This is a genomic window from Fredinandcohnia quinoae (genome assembly GCF_022427965.1).
Classification (GTDB): Bacteria; Bacillota; Bacilli; order Bacillales; family Bacillaceae_L; genus Ferdinandcohnia; species Ferdinandcohnia quinoae.
Map to the genome: position 1 here is coordinate 51,285 of NZ_JAKTTI010000012.1, position 16,688 is coordinate 67,972.

The window sequence follows — 16,688 nt, forward strand, 5'->3', positions numbered from 1 at the left end:
CGACATAAGGAGGATGACATCATGTTTTCACCCATTTTAACAATTGTTATTCCTTGTTACAACGAAGAAGAGGTTTTATCAGAAACGATGAAGCAACTCTGTAATCTTTTAGATCAACTCATATTTGAAGGGGCCGTTTCAGAAAAAAGTAAACTACTATTTGTTGATGATGGGAGTAGAGATCGTACTTGGACCATTATTTATAAACATGGCTTAACTGATTTACGAGTTAAGGGGCTTAAGCTTTCACGTAATGTTGGTCACCAAAATGCTTTACTTGCAGGAATGTTTGCAGCAAAAAATCAATCAGATTGCATTGTTTCGATTGATGCAGATTTACAGGATGATACTGAGGTGATACGAAAGTTCTTGGATGAATTTCGTGGCGGATATGAAATTGTTTACGGTGTTAGAAAGGAACGAAAAACAGATACCTTTTTTAAAAAGCACACAGCACAAGGTTTTTATAAAATCATGAAAATGATGGGAGTTACGATCATCTATAATCATGCGGATTTCCGATTAATGGGCAGAAGAGCTGTTGAAGCACTTGAACACTTCGATGAGAGCAATTTATTTTTAAGAGGAGTAGTCCCGCTCATTGGATTTAAGTCAACGTCAATATATTATGATCGAAAAGAGCGTCTTGCTGGTGAAACAAAATATCCATTGGGGAAAATGCTGTCATTTGCTCTTGAAGGTGTTACCTCATTTAGTGTAACTCCAATTCGCTTCATTTCATTAATTGGTTTCGTTTCCTTTTTCATTAGTTTACTTTTTGGAGGATATTTTTTGTTATTAAAATTCACAGGACAGACTGAAACTGGCTGGACATCACTAATTACCTCGATCTGGTTAATCGGTGGCCTGCAATTAATTGCGATTGGATTTATAGGCGAATATGTTGGTAAAATATACAAGGAAACAAAAAGACGACCAAAATACATCATCGACATTGATACATACAATCTTGCAAGTGATAAGCAGGTAGGTACCATTATTGAAAATGTAGATTATATGGATAGATTGGGTGATTAGTTTACAAAAAGCACTTGGGGAATTTTCTTACATCCCAAGTGCTTTTTGTTTAATCAAATCTCGAAATTGTGTTTTTTATCCCTTTTATTTTTTTTCGAAAAAGAAAGGCTATAATAATCAAAATGAAAGGGATTAACAGTAAAAGTAGTTTAAAATTCGAACTTGAATTTTTCTGTACGGATGGTTTTTCTTGAATCGGTTCAGTTTTACTCTGCTCTTTTGGTTTTGATTCTTTTAGCTTTATATTCTTAATAAATCTCCCATCTTCACCTTGAATCACCAAAAATCCATCATGATTTACTTCAAGCCGAACAGATTCATTTTTTTTACGAATATATTTTACTGGTTCTTTTAATAAATACTTGGAATCCTCTTTATTACTAAATGTCTGTGGTGCCGTGACCTCAGTGATTTCAAAATTAGTAAACCCATAATCCAGAAGCTCAACTGTGTCATCATAAACCTGATCCTTATCTGCTTTTAAAACTACTGCAATTAATGTTAATGCTCCTCTTTCAGCTGCAGTAGACAATGTATGACGCGATTGTTCAACATAGCCATTTTTTCCGCCAATAATCCCTTCATACGGTATTTCTCGAAGTAATAAATGATGATTATACAGGGTTGTTTTCCAGCTTACCCCATTCCATTCTAATTCCTTCGTACCAAATATTTCAGTAAACACACTATTTTTCAAAGCATATTGTGTAATTAAGGCGAGGTCATGCGCAGTACTAAAGTGATTTTCTGAAAAAAGTCCATGAGGATTTTCAAAATGTGTATTCTCCACACCGATCACTTCTTCAAGATATTGATTCAATTTATCAGAAAAATCCTCTACACTTCCTTCTAAGTGTTCCGCTATTGCTACTCCCGCATCATTCCCAGAGTTAATTAGCAATCCTTGTATCAACTTCTTAAGAGGTACTTGCTCCCCCTCTTCCAAATAGACTCGAGTTCCGTCTACCTCACGGGCCTTCTTACTAACTGTAACAATATCGTCTAAATTACCCTTTTCAATTGCATAAATGGCGGTTGCTATTTTTGTTAAACTTGCCGGATACATCTTCGCATTACTATTTTTCTCAAATAGTATTGAACCTGTACTTGCCTCAAATACTATAGCCGCCTCACTGTGAACTGATGGTTCAGTACCTATTTCTTCAGCATAAGACTTAATAGGAGTAAGAGAAGCTAATAGAACGATTACTACTACAAATATATTCATTACGAATTTCATTCATCTTCTCCCTATTATTTATCTATTGAAATCAAACACCACTGTTAAAATTATATTGCAACAATAAATCAATGTAAACGTCACATTTTTCCGTACATGCTCCTATTCTCTTATTCATATTGGTGTTGGTGCAAAATTTTTCGATTTTATTTGAAGGATATTAAAAGTTTGTGGAGAAATATATACTTTGAAAGACTCCCTCATCATCTTCCCATTTTCCCCTGTTTCTTCTTTTTCTTCCTTTTGATTTCAAAAAAAACATCAGAAAGTAGTGATAATATGGCTTCAACTGTATTTAGTTTTGCCACATCCGGAATTGATGGGCAAACTATTGAAATTGAAACTGAAATGTTACCGGGCATCCCTTCTGTATCCATCGTTGGGCTTGGAGATAAAGCAATCAAAGAAGCCCGTGAGAGACTAGAAGCTGCTATTTCTCATACTAAATTTTATTTTCCCCAACAAAAAATTGTCTTCAATTTGGCTCCATCTGACATGCGTAAGACAGGAACACATCTCGATCTTGGGATGGCAATTGGACTATTACTTCGCTCAAATCAAATTTTCACGGGGAATTTGAATAAGACTGGCTTCATTGGCGAACTTTCATTAAATGCATATATCCGACCTGTCTCTGGTGTTTTACCAATGGCACTAAAGGCAAAAGAAGCTGGAATAACAAAACTTTTAGTTGCACCTGAAAATGTTGGAGAAGCAAAATTAGTAAAGGGGATCGATATCCATGGTTGCCAAACCCTCAAGGATGCTATCAATATACTAGAAGGGAAAGACTCTTCCCAACCAAATTTCCCTCCAGTGACCTCTTCCCTCTCTTCACAAACCAGTCTCCTGGATTTCCTAGATGTAAAAGGACAAAATCATCTCATTGAATCTATTTCGATTGCAGCAGCTGGTGGTCATAACCTCCTAATGATTGGTCCACCTGGCTGTGGAAAATCGATGATTGCAAAACGTATTCCTACAATCCTCCCAAAAATGTCTGAACAAGAATCGCTTGAAGTAATGAAAATATATAGTGTAGCTAACCTTTTAAAAGATAAAGGACATTACATGACCGAAAGACCATTTCGATCCCCTCACCATAATGCTTCTTCCAATTCATTAATTGGTGGTGGGCCATATGCAATGCCTGGTGAAATTTCACTCTCCCATAATGGAGTATTATTTTTAGATGAAATTGCAGAATTCAGTAGAAAAACGTTAGATTCCATGAGGCAGCCATTAGAGGATAAAAAAATTACGATAACAAGGGTGTGGGGTTCTAATACTTATCCTGCAAATTTTATGCTTGTTGGGGCAATGAACCCTTGTCCATGTGGATATTTTGGTCAAGAAAAATGTAGATGTACATCATATGAAGTATTAAAGTATCGGAATCGTCTATCAGGACCAGTTATTGATCGAATGGATATTCAAAAATACGTAGGGGTTGTGGACTATTTTGATGAACACCAACATTCAAAAAGCTCAAATGACCTACGTGAAACAATAGAGCAGGCTAGAAAAATCCAGCAAACACGTTATATGAATATACCTACTATCAATTCCAACTCACAGTTACCTCCAACATTAATTAATCAGTTTTGTGCAATTGATCAGGAAACAACGAGACTACTTCAAAAAGCGTACGATCATTTTCAATATAGTGCGAGAACAGTTCACAAGTATATTAAAATTGCACGTACCATCGCAGATTTAGATGGCGAACAAAACATTCGTATTCATCATATGAGGAAAAGTTTATTAAGTCGTGATTTAGAAAAAGAACATTATTCATTAATAGAGGTGTGAAATAAGTATGGATCTTGTATATTGGGTTTGGTTAAGCACCTGTAAGTACGTTGGACCCATCTCACAAAAACAATTAATTAACCATTTTCATTCACCTTATGCAGTGTTTGAGGCAAATGAAGCTGAATTATTAGCCGTACCGGGTATCAATAAGCGAGCCGCTTCATCGATCCTCCGAAATCGTTCACTAGAAAATGCAGAACAAATTGTTAGTACCGCAATCAAAAAAAATATAAATATTTTACATTACAATGACCCACTATACCTACCTTCATCCAGAGAATACCGTGAGTCTCCAATCGTTTTATATTACAAAGGAAAATTAAAAAGCTTTGATAAAGCAGTAGCTGTCGTAGGTTCAAGACGATGCTCCCCATATGGGAAAAAAGTAGCTGCAGAAATTGGAAAGAAACTAGCAGAATACGATATTCCAATCGTTAGTGGCTTTGCAAAAGGAATAGATAGTTATACACATGAAGCCTGTCTAAAAAAGAGGGGATATCCGATTGCTTTTTTAGCTAGTGGTGTAGACATTTGTTATCCAAAGGAACAATTAATTCTTTATAAAAAAATAGTGGAAATGGGGGGAGTATTTTTATCTCAGTATCCCCCAGGTACACCCCCTACTCCGAAACTTTTTTTGCAACGCAATGCATTAATTAGTGCATGGTCTACAGAAGTCATTATTGTCGAAGCAGGAGAAAATAGTGGAGCATTATGGACGGCTGATTTTGCTAAAAAACATGGAAAGACAATTTATGCTGTCCCAAATCAGATTGACCGTGCAGAAGGATATGGAACAAATCTTTTATTATCAGAAGGTGTAAAGCCATTATTAAATATAGACAACCTAAATGTTATTAAAGAAAGAACACATGATAAATCTCAATTCCTTGAAAATTCACATGAACATCAAAATAGTATTCTTACCTATATTTCTGAATCACCGCATACACTTTCCTCCCTCTCACATTTAACTAAACTCAGTGAAGAAAATCTACTGGACAAGCTTTTTGAACTTGAATTAAATGGTTCAATACTGATCCGCGGGAATGTAGTATCAAAACGATAAAGTGAAACTTCAATCAGTGGGGGTTTTATTGCCAGTAAATGCGGGATAAAATTAAAAAGTAAAGAACAAATCTTTTAGCAAGCGAATTAATTCCGCTTGCTTTTTATCAAAAATAGCTCAGATAGAGCACCCGGCGATAAATAGACGGAAAAATTCCGCTTATTGTCTTTAAAAATTCGAAAATAGCAGATTTTTCTTTTTATAACAGGAAATTCTCCCCTTATTCCCCCAAAAAAGAGCACAATTCTGAATATAACAGGAAAATTTCCGCTTATTACCTTTACCAAAAAGAGGCGTTAGTTGAGAAAAGCATAGGTATTGCTACCGATGCTTATTCTTTTACACTGTGTACCCTTTTATCTTACAACCCCAAGTGCTGTTTGCAAGTATAGTCTTAAGGCCTGAATTTGTCCTTTCAGATCTGCTTTTTCATCAGATAATAGTAAAAGTTGGACATGCATTGCATCGGTACTATTGATTAGGAACATCGCAATACTCGGTAAAGATTGAACAGGTGAAAATTCACCATTTCGAACACCAATCTCAAACAGATTTACAAATTTCGATACCCATCTTTCATACCGATTACTCATATACTGTGCTCTGCCCGCTTCATGTCTTCCAATTACAAAATACTCTAGATTGACAGGGCTTAAGCTGTTTTCCGGATTTTTTAGTGATTGTTCCTCATCTTTAAGAAATGCTTCTACCGCTTCCCAAATAGATGAGTAATCACCCTCTAATTTATCAAAGTATTCATTAAATTCCTCATCATTTATATGAAGAAGAGCTTGATAGATTTCATCAGTATTAGAGAAATAATGGTATAATCCTCCTCTACTTAACCCGGTAGCATTGACTATATCAGTCATCGTTGTTCCACCAAATCCTTTGTTAATAAATACCTTCTCGGCATTCTTCAAAATTTCATGGCGGCGTTTTTCTTTGTAACTGTCACTTACCTTAGGCAAAAGAGATCCCTACCCTCTGTTCGGTACTTCATACGACATATTCCATTCCAATATTATCGTTTCAGCACCTAATACTTCTTTAGCATATGCTTCCGCTTTTAATACAAGGTCTTTTTCCGTGCTAAGCAATTCAATATATTTCGGATTGATTTTATAAAATATATAGGTCACACCATCTTCTTGTCTAAATCTCACAAATGCAATAAATGTATTATCCATAAATACCGAACAATATTTTTCATTATGATCTTCAGTCACTCGTTTTAAATGGATGTTCAGCCAATTATGAATCTGGATAAACTCTGCTTCAACCATTGGGACAATATGATAGTCAACCTTACAATCAGTTAAATCCTTCACTAATTTAAAATGCTCTACAATAATGATTGTTTTATCATTAAAATCATAACCTTCACGTTCTAATGGTTCCTTCCAGCAAAAAATATGATCATCAATATATTGAGCTAATGTTGAATTTTCTCCTTTGGCAATTCTCTCGCCAATCTCGCCCTTAATCTGCCCAAACTCGATTTCATAAATATCTGTAAGAATAATTATCCCCTTATTTTCACCTTTTTTTGTATATAATGCGAGTTCATCGCCAATTTCACCTTTTTCTTCAGTTGGTAATTTATCGTACCAGACCTTAGGTGTACATGTCACCGTTTTTAAACCTCTTAATACTTCTTCAAGTAGCCGTTCATCATGTTCATCACGACCCCAAAAGTCTATTTTTTTCACCAGGCTCCACCTTCTTCCTTTTACTAGAATTATATAATTAAAGGAAAAAGTCAATTAAGAAACGAAAAGCGAAGCGCTTTATTCAGGTCCGACAAACAAATGTTCTGGTGCAAAAAAGTCGCTCTTTGACTTTTCTTGCATCAGGTTATTTGACCTCGAGGGCCTAAGCGCTTGAGCTAGACATTTATACGCAAGGCATTCGGAACAAGCAAAGCTTGCACCTGCGATGATTATTTCCTCCCTCACTATTGTAAAGGAGCCCTTTTGCTTTTAGGCATTACTACGAACACGGTTTATTCCGATACTTAGGAATACAATAGCAAACGCTAATAGGACTAACACTGGCATTGTAATATCCACAATATTACCACCACGTGCTGATATTTCGGTAAAGCCTTTCATCGCCCATGTTTGTGGAACGAAATCTGCAATTTTCTGCATAAAACTTGGAACAATTTCGAGTGGCCAGTATACACCACCTAACATACATGTTGATACAATAATAATATTTCCAAGTGCTGATTGTTGCTCAACAGTTTTGGAGTAGCTAGCGATTAACAAACCTAGACCAATGACACATAGTAAGGTGGCTGACACAAGTAGAAAAATACCGTCTAACCTACCCCAATCTACATCAAACAAGATTGAGCTTGATATCATTAAGACTGCAAATTGCAACCAACCAATTATAAAAAATGCGAATAAATAGCCTACCATTAATTCAGTCTTTGACGTTGGTGTCGTTAAAAGCCTAGACCATACACCGTTATTTTTTGCTTCAAGTATCGCGCCAGTCGATATCATGATTACCATCATGACGAACATGACCGTAAACCCCGCTGCTCGTTCAGACATATTACTCATTCTGCTCTGTTCAAGACTCTTAGTTACAATCACTTTTTCAATCGAAGAATGAGTGGCTTCCACTTCAGAGCTAATTTTCTCAAACAATTCATCCCCTGCTCCTCCGCTATATTTACTCCATAGTTCAGCACCTTTCGCTTCAATCATTATTTTTGAAAGTCCATTACCGATGATTTCAGATACAACCATACTACTTGTAAACTCTGGACCATGCTTGAACATAACGACAGGTTCTTTTTCATTTATAATTTGACTTTCAAAACCTTTTCCAAGCAAAATCATCCCCGGTATCGACTTTTCCTCTACTAGTTTTTCTGCTTCTGCCATTGTTTGTTGTTTTAACTTGAAAGTCTCGTTCTCTTTTAATAAATTAACAAATGTTTGCGACATTTCACTTTGATCCTGATCAACGATCGCTAGCTTTATTTTTGTACTTTCTTCAGAACCAAATAAGCTGCCAAATAATAAGGTAAATAATAACGGCATCGCAAACATCAACATATACGATTGCGGTTTCTTAAAAATTCGGCTGATTTCAAATAAACAAATTGTCCCTATTTTCTTCACTTATTTCGCCCCCAATCGCAATGAACCTAGAGTAACTGAAAGAATTCCGATAGCCATCATGACAATAATTGGCACAATTAATGAATCCCAGCCTGCTCCACCCATCACATCTAGAAAACTTGTTAATGCCCATTTATTTGGGGCAATGTTTGCAATCTTATTGAGGATATTAGGGAAAACTGCTAGAGGAAGCATCGAACCTCCTAGTAATGCAAGCATTTGAACCGAAATTCCTCCCGCTACATCCGCTGTCTTTTCTTCTTTTATAAATGCTGCAAAAAGCATTGATAGCCCCGATACTGCAATCCCATACGTTATACCGATCGCGATAATCTGTAGATAATTATCCCCCCAATAAACTCCAAAACCAAAATGAGTTACAACGATAAATATCATTAATTGGATCATCGCAAAATAAAATACGCCTAAAAACTTTCCGAACAATATTGTTTGCCGGCTTGTTGGTGTACTCATTAGCCGTGACAAGGTTTCCGTTGTTCGCTCATTAATAATTGATTTCGCCCCAGTCATCATATTGAATAACAAGAACATTGCAGCCATTGCTGCAGCATAATATTGAATACTTGATACTGATTTCTCACCTAGTGGTTCTTCTTTAATTATAGACCCCAGCTCTTGATTTGCTTTCTTTTGTAGTTCTCCCACTATTAAAGCTCCCAGCTCATCCATTTTCATACTTCCGGATGTGACAGGCTGTGAATTTACTAAATCTGCCATTAAAGTATTCGTAGAAACAAAGATTGTAGAAGCTCTCTCTTGATATGAACGAACAATCGATTCAAGAAGTGAACTTTGTAGTTCTTTTCCAGGGTCGGCAAAAATCTGGATGGACTTACCATCACCTTTGGTCATTTCTTCCCCCCACTTTGCTGGAAAAATTAGTCCTACATCCATTTCCTCACTTTGAATCATTTTTTCGATTTCTTTTTGTGAATTTACTTTTTTCACGTTGAACGTATCTTGTAAGTCTTTACCTTCTAATATCTCTTCAACAAAAGAGGTTGTAATTGAGTCATCATCCTTTTGAAGGATCGCAACATTTGTTTTTGGTAAGCTAGAGTCCGAATTAAAAACTCCTTTTAAAGCAGCACCCAGTATCGCTGTTAGGAGCAGTGGCATACAAATCATAAGTAAGAATGCTTTACGATCTCTGAACTGAATCGTAAAATCCTTCCATGCAATGATAAAGCTCTTCATATTCATCACCCCTAGTCCCTTAAAGTTCTTCCAGTTAATTGCAAGAATAAAGACTCAAGATTCGGTTCTTGAATTTGTATATTTAGAATCTTAACTTTTTCCTGATTTGCAATCGTAATTAAATCAGCTAATGATTGGTCTGAGCCGACAATTTCTATATGGGAGTCTGTAGTAACAATGTCTTCAACTGAATCAAGTGCTTTAATTCTTTTAACAAATGACTCCTTCTTTTCACTTACTTGGATTCTTTGAATCGTTCCACCAGCAAGTCGATTGCATAATTCCTTTTTAGTACCTAATGCGATCAATTGTCCATTATCAATAATGCCAATTCGTTCACAAAGGAAATCAACTTCTTCCATATAATGACTTGTGTATATTACAGTCATCCCATTTTGATTTAACATTTTCACAGTTTCTAAAATATGATTCCTTGATTGAGGGTCAATTCCGACTGTTGGCTCATCCATAATCAAAAGCTCTGGTTCATGCATCAGGGCTGCACCAATATTGACCCTACGTTTCATCCCACCAGAAAATGTTTCAATTTTATCTTTTCCTCGATCAGTTAGGCCAATGGTTTCAAGTACCTCATCTGCCTTCTTCTTTGCTTGCCGACCGGTTAAGCCATACATTTTTCCCCAAAACACTAAATTTTCCTTTGCTGAAATAGTTGGGTATAACGCTATTTCTTGAGGCACAACACCAATTTTCTTTTTACTCTCCATTGGTTGTTTTTGAACAGATACCCCACCTACCACTACACGTCCCGAATCAATTGAAAGAAGACCACTGATCATTGAAATTGTAGTTGATTTCCCTGCACCATTGGGTCCAAGTAACCCAAAGGATTCACCTTTTTGAACTGTAAAAGATATATTTTGTACAACTTCACGATTTCCAAAGGATTTTTTCAAATTATCTACAACTAACATTTTTCACACTCTCCCTGATCACTTAATAGCTTAAGTATAATCGGTATGGAAAAAGGAACCATCTCTCTCAAGGTAGATTTTCAGTATAAAAAAAAGACGACTAGTAATCGTCGTCTTTTAATCTCATATGCCAAAAGTCATGTGTCATATGTTGATATTCCATATCTCACCGCAAATATAGCGGTTTGGGTTCGATCTCTAAGGTTTAATTTACTGATAATATTCGAAACATGATTTTTAACGGTTCCTTCTGTTATGTATAGCTTTTCTGCAATTTCCTTATTACTTAGCCCATACCCCAGCTGTTCTAACACTTCACATTCACGATCCGTTAACTCTGTTAGAATCCTTTCAATTTCTACTGGAATACGCTCATCTACATCCTGTTCTAACTTTTGTACTTTTCTCATTTCCTTAATAACCTGAGATGTTAAGTCCTGGGGTAAAACAACTCCTCCGGATTGAACTGTTAAGATAGCTTTTACAATTGTATCTGTAGGCATATCCTTTAATAAATAACCACTTGCACCTTCTTCAAGTGCTTCGAAAATTAATTCACTATCTTTAAAGGTTGTTAGCATTAATACTTTCGTCTGGGAAAGATATTCCCTAATAAGCTTTGTACCCTCAACACCATTCGCAATTGGCATGCGGATGTCCATTAAAACAAGATCTGGTTGTAGTTCTTTTGCCTTTTCAAATGCTTCATTCCCATTAGACGCTGTACCCACTACTTCCAATTCAGGTCGAAGATTTAATATATTCGCCAACCCATCCCTCATCAATTCTTGATCATCAACGACCATTATCTTGATCATGTTACACCTCCAGAAGTCCACTTCAATTGCTTATTTGGAAATTCAGCAATAATCGAAAAACCAGCATCTTTTTCACTTTTATATTGAAGTGTACCACCATGCTCGAGTACACGTTCTCTCATATTAACAAGGCCAAAGCCTGGGATAATATTTTCTGTACCTTCACCATTATCTCTCACTTCTACGACAATCGATTCGGGTGTACTTACCATCAAAACATGACATGATGTGGCCGAACCATGGCGTTTGGCATTTGTTAATGACTCTTGGACAATTCTTGTAATCGTTGGCTGAATGGATGTAGGTATTTTTGCGAAATCTCCCTTAATATGTAATGAGGTCTCAAGTTTTGTCATCGTCGAAAATTCTTTTAACATTTTCTTCAATGTATGTTCAAATGTCATTTTATCACAATCTTCATCATGGATTGTTCGAACGGATAAGCGAACCTCTTGGAGGGCATCTCTTGCCAATTGATCGCATTTTTCTAGAGCTGAAGAACTTTTCCCTGTATCGATTAGCATCATTTCCTGTGCAAGCTGCATTTGGATGAGTAATGCCGTCATTTTATGTCCAACCGTATCATGAATTTCACGAGCAATTCGATTGCGTTCACGAATGACTGTTAATTCTTCCACTTTTTTAGCATAATCATGAAGTTGATCATGTGCTTCCTTTAATGCGTCATGTGATGCTGTTAATTGATTATATTGATTATCAATCGTCTCCTTCGATAGCATTAGTTTTCGAAGGAGGCTCCCTACTATGGAACAAAAAATCACAAATGCAAAACTAACAATATTACTCCAATAATGAATGTCACCATTCTCTGCATACCCCACTGAAACAATCGCAATCCATACAACTATAAATGCGATAATGAAGCCACTTATCGCAATCCGATTACTTGTTGCAATAAAAAGAGTGGTTGCAACAATTCCATAATAAATCAAATACAAATTATCGCTCCCCCCATAATAGAAACCTATAATAGAGCAAACTACAAAATCAACACAAAGTAGTTGGAGCGTATTTCGAAAACCAAAATTCGTAAAGATAAGGAAATGGTTTATGACCAAAAGAAGTAGAAGAATTAAAATAAGGATTTTCTTCCACATTACGTCTGCATCCAAAAAATAGATAAAACTTAATAAAATATACATTGTAACTCTTAAAAAAGTGAATGGGTTTAAAGGTTTTCTGCTAATAATAGGAATCCCTCCTAAATGATACTAATAGAGGTTCAACAAAAGTGATTGATTTCCTCCTTTTTGAATTGAATAATTACATAAAATAATACGATTGATTAATACTAATTGGGAAGAATCTAGTATGGGAGTTGACTGATTAAAATGGGTAGAACAAAACCCGCAAATGCAAATGCAATGAGAAATAATAATGCAAAGATGGGCAACCGTGTAAGTGAGGAGCTTGTTGAATTCGCTGCTTATACTGATGTCAAAGCTGAAAAACAAAATGTAATGAAAAAGAAAAAGTAATGAATTAGGTCAAGGTCGACATTTGTCAGCCTTGACCCTTTTTGAATGATAAATTATTCCATAGTGTCTGCTACCACCAGTGACTTCCATTGATTATCAAGGGATTTTCCGCTATACTCATAGTAGGTTTTTCTAATTGAGGTGATTGTGTACATGGTTGAAATCATGATGGATTTCAGCGATTTACCTACTCTATATCCAATTTATGTGAGCCTACTTCTTGGGTTAAGCTTTAAGTTGATATGGAGTTGGGTGAAGAAATATTCTTATGAACACTCTCTTTCTAGAACATCTAGATATGATGGCATGAATATTTCCACATTTGAAGTAAAAAATCAACATATACAGGTATCATCGATACAAGCATGGCTATCAAAAATTATTAGACGTAAAGATTGTCCAAGTGATGATGGTTCAGATCATCACCTTCCTCGATTAAGTATGTAGATTTAATATTATCGAGGAGGAACATAAATGTTTCATAAATATTTAGTAGAACCAATGAATTTTCTTATTCATTCATTCGCAGAACTTACGAACGGTAACTTTGGACTAGCGATTATTCTTCTTACACTTTTAATACGACTAGTGCTATTGCCATTCATGCTCAAACAATATAAAACTCAGCAAGGATTTAAAGAAAAGATGGCCGTAATTAAGCCAGAGATGGATGAGATCCAAAAAAAGCTAAAAGCTACGAAAGATCCAGCTGAACAGAAAAAACTTCAAACCGAAATGATGGGAATTTATCGCAAACATAATGTTAATCCATTAGCTTCGATGGGATGTCTGCCATTACTCATTCAGATGCCAATCCTAATGGGATTATATTATGCGATTAGAGGATCACATGAAATTGCAAGCCACAATTTTCTTTGGTTTAACCTCGGTTCACCTGATATCATAATGACGTTATTGGCTGGGGTCATTTACTTTTTACAATTTAAAGTTTCACAGTTATCAATGACACCAGAGCAGCAAAAACAAATGAAATTCATGGGGCTTATTTCCCCAATTATGATTATGTTTGTTTCATTTTCTGCTCCTGCTGCATTACCATTGTATTGGTCAGCAAGTGGATTATTTCTAATGGGACAAACCTTTCTTGGTCAAAGACTTTATAAAAGTCCAAACCCTGAACCAACAACAACTACAACACCTATTAAAGAGAAATAAAGAAAAGGTTACCTCATTTTCAAAACTTGAGGTAACCTTTTACTTTTTATTGAATTAAATCTTTTTGTATTACATCTATTTTCGAATAATCCAATGTGGTGCGGTCAACAGGTGTAAACCCACTTGGATGATAGAAACGTAATAAGTCCCCGTATACAACCTTGTCAGATAAATCCAACATTGTTTTTACAACTTCATTTATTGAATCACAGGACCTATTATCTATTTCTACACCAGTTTCATTCACATAACAAACACCTTTAATAAAAGTAAAATCCTTTGTCACGAAATCTCCATTTCGAAATGGCACAGTCTGCTCACGATCTACTGCTAATAAATCTGAACCAAATGTAATATATTCATTTGTCTCAATACCCAACAGGTGGAGTACAGTAGGTCGAATATCGACTTGTCCACCATATGTATGAACAATCTTTCCCTCTGTTCCAGGAACATGGATATATAATGGTGTCCTTTGTAATTGGGCATTTTCAAATGGTGTTATTTCTGTACCCAACACTTTAGCCATTGCCTTATGATGATTTTCAGAAATACCATAATGATCACCATATAACACAATGACTGTACGATCATATAATCCTTTAGCTTTTAAATCCTCAAAAAATTGCTGTAATGCTTCATCCATATAATGTGCCGTTTGGAAATACTGGTTTACAGCTGTATCCCCAAAATCTCCTGCTGGGAACGTCACATCCTCCTCATCCAACGGGAATGGGAAATGGTTTGAAAGAGAAATAAATTTTGCATAGAAGGGTTCTTGAAGTCCTTCTAGAAGTGGCATTGATTCTGCAAAAAACGGTTTATCCTTCATTCCATAGTTAATCGTATTCTCATCTGACATCGTATAAAACTCACCATCAAAGAAATTCTCATATCCTAATGATTTATACATTTGCTCACGATTCCAGAACGACTTATAGTTCCCATGAAATGAAGCAGAAGTATAGCCTTGACCTTTCAAAATAGCTGGCAAGGCTTGATATGTGTTTTGGGCCTTAGTCATAAAAACCGCACCTTGTGGGAGTGGGAATAACGCATTTTCCATCATAAATTCAGCATCTGACGTTTTTCCTTGCCCAGTTTGGTGAAAAAAGTTATCAAAGTAAAACGTATTTTTGTCATGGACAAGTCGATTTAAAAATGGTGTAACCTCTTGACCATTTAGCTTGTAATCAATCATAAACGTTTGAAAAGACTCTAACGAAACATATATTACATTCATTCCCTTCGCTTTTCCAAAATACTCTTGATTTCGGGTATTGAAATTAGCCTTCACATAGTTTTCAATCTCAGTTATATCATCACCATCTGCATTAACACGTTGTGACGATGATTTTACGGTTTGGATAGCATCATAAATCTGAAAATTATAAGTACCAAGATATTTCACTAAATAATTACGATCAAATGATCGAGTTAATAGCTCTGGACGATCCTTCTCTGCAAGAGCAATATTTATCATAAGAACGAATATCCCTGATAAAAATACCTTCATTATTGTTTTTTTTGCGATTGATTCTTTTAATGACATCATACCTGATAAAAAAATAAACCCAATTAAAATAATATCACTAAAATAAAAGATATCATTTGGTCTGAATAATGCGATAGCACTGTCACCAAGATCCCCAAAGTTTTTTGTCTGAAAAAGAACTGGGAGTGTAATAAAATCGTTAAAGAAACGATGGTACATTATATTTGCATATAGAATCAATGAAAGCAATAAATGAATGATACAAACAACAAGATGACGATTCTTACCGTTAAACAGAAATGCAATCCCAAAAAATAAAATCGCCGAACTAATCGGATTAATAGCCAATAAAAATTGCTGTATCCCATTTTTTATATCTAAATTAAATTCAATGCGGTATGCAATATACGTTTTTAAAGTAAAAAGGAAAATAATAATCACAAAAAAAAATAGGGGATGTTGATTACTTTTCAGCTTCTTCATTAGATTACCACCATTATTGATTTTATTAGTTAAAAAATAGGATAAAAACTAAAATATCCCAATAAAATCCATTATATCGAAATAGCAATAAAAATCAATTTAATGACATCTATCCTAAAATAGGCGAAATTTTTCTGAAAAGTCTATTTACAATCAATAAACAGATATGTTAATCTAAATTTACAAGTCATTCTATTTTTTTAGAATGAACAAATACTTTAGAACGGAGACTACTTCAAAATGTCAAATAAACAAAATGATAAGCCACTTCAAATATCTGTTGAGCAATCCAAACTTCTCGGAAATGCATTACGAATTAAAATTATCGGCGTCCTCGCTGAGGAACCACATACCGCTAAACAAGTTGCTGATATCCTAGGTAATTCACCTGGTAGTGTTCACTATCATATTCAGAAACTTTATGAGGGTGGTCTCATTGAACTGGTTGAAACGAAAGAACTTGGTGGAATTATTGAAAAGTACTACAAATCAAAATCAAAATGGTTTAACACTGATAGTCCAACTGGTGTTGACAATGTTTTAGATGAAGGGTTCTCATCAACCTACTCTCAGCAATTAAGTCTTAGAATTCAGCTTACAGAACAACAACGAGAAGAGATGTCCGAGGACTTTAAAGTATTTTTAGAAAAATGGGTTAAGAAAACAATGATTGAGAACAAGAATATTGATGCGGTTGAATATGCAATTGGTGTAAAAATCGTTTCTACAGAAGAAAAGTCAAAATAAAGAAGGGGTATC

The 16,688-nt window shown here is 35.3% G+C and carries 16 protein-coding genes; 7 read left to right on the forward strand and 9 right to left on the reverse strand.

What is annotated here, in order from left to right:
- Positions 1-21 precede the first annotated feature (21 nt).
- The gene (locus MJG50_RS09655; RefSeq protein WP_240255218.1) at positions 22-1,038 is read left to right on the forward strand and encodes a glycosyltransferase family 2 protein; all 1,017 of its coding nucleotides are present in this window, start codon (positions 22-24) and stop codon (positions 1,036-1,038) included.
- A gap of 49 nt (positions 1,039-1,087) precedes the next feature.
- Here the strand turns inward: MJG50_RS09655 and MJG50_RS09660 are convergent, their stop codons facing one another.
- Positions 1,088-2,278, reverse strand: coding sequence for a D-alanyl-D-alanine carboxypeptidase family protein (locus tag MJG50_RS09660; RefSeq protein ID WP_240255220.1), 1,191 nt, complete (start codon positions 2,276-2,278; stop codon positions 1,088-1,090).
- Positions 2,279-2,557: 279 nt separating this feature from the next.
- Between MJG50_RS09660 and MJG50_RS09665 the strand changes: the two genes are divergently transcribed.
- Positions 2,558-4,090 (forward strand): YifB family Mg chelatase-like AAA ATPase, encoded by a 1,533-nt coding sequence (locus tag MJG50_RS09665; RefSeq protein WP_240255222.1) that lies wholly within the window; start codon positions 2,558-2,560, stop codon positions 4,088-4,090.
- A gap of 7 nt (positions 4,091-4,097) precedes the next feature.
- Positions 4,098-5,162 carry a DNA-processing protein DprA gene (dprA, locus tag MJG50_RS09670; protein ID WP_240255224.1) on the forward strand — a complete coding sequence of 355 codons (1,065 nt, stop codon included), beginning with the start codon at positions 4,098-4,100 and terminating at the stop codon, positions 5,160-5,162.
- Between the two features lie 356 nt (positions 5,163-5,518).
- On the opposite strand, the gene MJG50_RS09675 is transcribed toward dprA, so the two are convergent.
- The 7 genes from MJG50_RS09675 to MJG50_RS09705 all read right to left on the reverse strand — a co-directional run bounded on the left by MJG50_RS09675 (position 5,519) and on the right by MJG50_RS09705 (position 12,235).
- Entirely contained in the window at positions 5,519-6,133 is a 615-nt protein-coding gene (locus tag MJG50_RS09675) for a TetR/AcrR family transcriptional regulator (protein ID WP_240255226.1), read from the reverse strand.
- A gap of 9 nt (positions 6,134-6,142) precedes the next feature.
- A complete protein-coding gene (locus tag MJG50_RS09680) occupies positions 6,143-6,874 on the reverse strand; it encodes an ASCH domain-containing protein (protein WP_240255228.1) in 732 nt (243 codons plus the stop codon).
- A 270-nt stretch (positions 6,875-7,144) separates the two neighbouring features.
- Positions 7,145-8,305 (reverse strand): ABC transporter permease, encoded by a 1,161-nt coding sequence (locus MJG50_RS09685; RefSeq protein ID WP_240255230.1) that lies wholly within the window; start codon positions 8,303-8,305, stop codon positions 7,145-7,147.
- Positions 8,306-9,523, reverse strand: a complete 1,218-nt coding sequence (locus MJG50_RS09690) for an ABC transporter permease (protein WP_240255232.1) — start codon at positions 9,521-9,523, stop codon at positions 8,306-8,308.
- 11 nt (positions 9,524-9,534) lie between these two features.
- Entirely contained in the window at positions 9,535-10,458 is a 924-nt protein-coding gene (locus MJG50_RS09695) for an ABC transporter ATP-binding protein (RefSeq protein ID WP_240255233.1), read from the reverse strand.
- Between the two features lie 137 nt (positions 10,459-10,595).
- Positions 10,596-11,276 carry a response regulator gene (locus MJG50_RS09700; RefSeq protein WP_240255235.1) on the reverse strand — a complete coding sequence of 227 codons (681 nt, stop codon included), beginning with the start codon at positions 11,274-11,276 and terminating at the stop codon, positions 10,596-10,598.
- Positions 11,273-12,235 (reverse strand): sensor histidine kinase, encoded by a 963-nt coding sequence (locus MJG50_RS09705; RefSeq protein ID WP_240255237.1) that lies wholly within the window; start codon positions 12,233-12,235, stop codon positions 11,273-11,275. Before MJG50_RS09705 ends, MJG50_RS09700 begins: the two co-directional genes overlap by 4 nt.
- A gap of 393 nt (positions 12,236-12,628) precedes the next feature.
- On the opposite strand from MJG50_RS09705, the gene MJG50_RS09710 reads away from it, so the two are divergent.
- The 3 genes from MJG50_RS09710 (at position 12,629) to yidC (ending at position 13,951) form a co-directional block, all read left to right on the forward strand.
- On the forward strand, positions 12,629-12,775 hold the full coding sequence (locus MJG50_RS09710; protein WP_240255239.1) for a hypothetical protein: 147 nt from the start codon (positions 12,629-12,631) through the stop codon (positions 12,773-12,775).
- Positions 12,776-12,928: 153 nt separating this feature from the next.
- The gene (locus tag MJG50_RS09715) at positions 12,929-13,222 is read left to right on the forward strand and encodes a hypothetical protein (RefSeq protein ID WP_240255241.1); all 294 of its coding nucleotides are present in this window, start codon (positions 12,929-12,931) and stop codon (positions 13,220-13,222) included.
- A 27-nt stretch (positions 13,223-13,249) separates the two neighbouring features.
- A complete protein-coding gene (gene yidC / locus MJG50_RS09720) occupies positions 13,250-13,951 on the forward strand; it encodes a membrane protein insertase YidC (protein WP_240255243.1) in 702 nt (233 codons plus the stop codon).
- A 46-nt stretch (positions 13,952-13,997) separates the two neighbouring features.
- Here the strand turns inward: yidC and ltaS are convergent, their stop codons facing one another.
- Positions 13,998-15,929, reverse strand: a complete 1,932-nt coding sequence (ltaS, locus tag MJG50_RS09725) for a lipoteichoic acid synthase (protein WP_240255245.1) — start codon at positions 15,927-15,929, stop codon at positions 13,998-14,000.
- Between the two features lie 240 nt (positions 15,930-16,169).
- Here ltaS and MJG50_RS09730 point away from each other — a divergent pair, with 240 nt between their 5' ends.
- Positions 16,170-16,676: an ArsR/SmtB family transcription factor gene (locus MJG50_RS09730; RefSeq protein WP_240255247.1), complete on the forward strand. Its 507-nt coding sequence runs from the start codon at positions 16,170-16,172 to the stop codon at positions 16,674-16,676.
- Positions 16,677-16,688 lie beyond the last annotated feature (12 nt).